Genomic DNA, 728 nt, shown 5'->3' with positions numbered 1-728 from the left:
GGCGGCTTAGTACCAGTGGTTGGCCTGCCAGAAGTTCCAGGCGCCGACCGGGCTGCCGTAGCGCTCGTTCATGTAGTCCAGGCCCCACTTGATCTGGGTGGCGGGGTTGGTCTTCCAGTCCGAGCCTGCGGAGGACATCTTCGAGGCGGGGAGGGCCTGGACCAGGCCGTAGGCGCCGGAGGAGGCGTTGGTGGCGGTGTAGTCCCAGCCGCTCTCGTGGGTGACGATCTTGTCGAAGGCCGCGAACTGCGCCGGGTCCTTGATCATCTGCTGGGCGATCGCCTTGGCGCTCGTCGGGGCGGCCTGCGCGGGGACGGTGGCGAGCATCGAGCCCGCGACGCCCAGGGCGAGGACGGTACCGGCGAGGGTCTTCTTCGAAGCGGCGATGCGGCGGATGACGGCGTTGGACACGGAGGAACCTTCCGACGGGAACAAGGACGGTCGCGGCGCACGCCGGAGCGTGCGGGAGCCACTCACACGGGGGAGAGGGGGCCATCCGGGCGGGGGGCTGTGCGCCCCGGCCGCCCCGGCGACATCACCCAGTTAGCCAGGGTCCCGGCGCCCTGGCAACGCCCCCCTCCTACGAGCCCGCTTCGGACCGGGGGCGGGGGGAGAGGTCCCGGCGGGGGGCCGGATCCCGCTGGTGGGGGCCGGTGGGCGGGGGTGGGGCGGGGCTACTAGGCGGGGTCGGATGTGACGTGGGTCCTGTGGGCCGCCTCACCGCCACG

1 protein-coding gene is annotated in these 728 nt (G+C 72.7%); it reads right to left on the bottom strand.

All coding sequences use genetic code 11. The features are described from left to right. Nucleotides 1–6: 6 nt before the first annotated feature. A complete protein-coding gene (locus WDV06_RS37040; protein WP_395514184.1) occupies nt 7–411 on the bottom strand; it encodes an aggregation-promoting factor C-terminal-like domain-containing protein in 405 nt (134 codons plus the stop codon). Nucleotides 412–728: the final 317 nt, after the last annotated feature.

The sequence above is a fragment of the Streptomyces racemochromogenes genome (genome assembly GCF_044129415.1).
Lineage (GTDB): Bacteria > Actinomycetota > Actinomycetes > Streptomycetales > Streptomycetaceae > Streptomyces > Streptomyces racemochromogenes_A.
The sequence above is the reverse complement of the archived record's forward strand: the minus strand, read 5'-3'. Positions and strand labels throughout refer to the sequence as shown.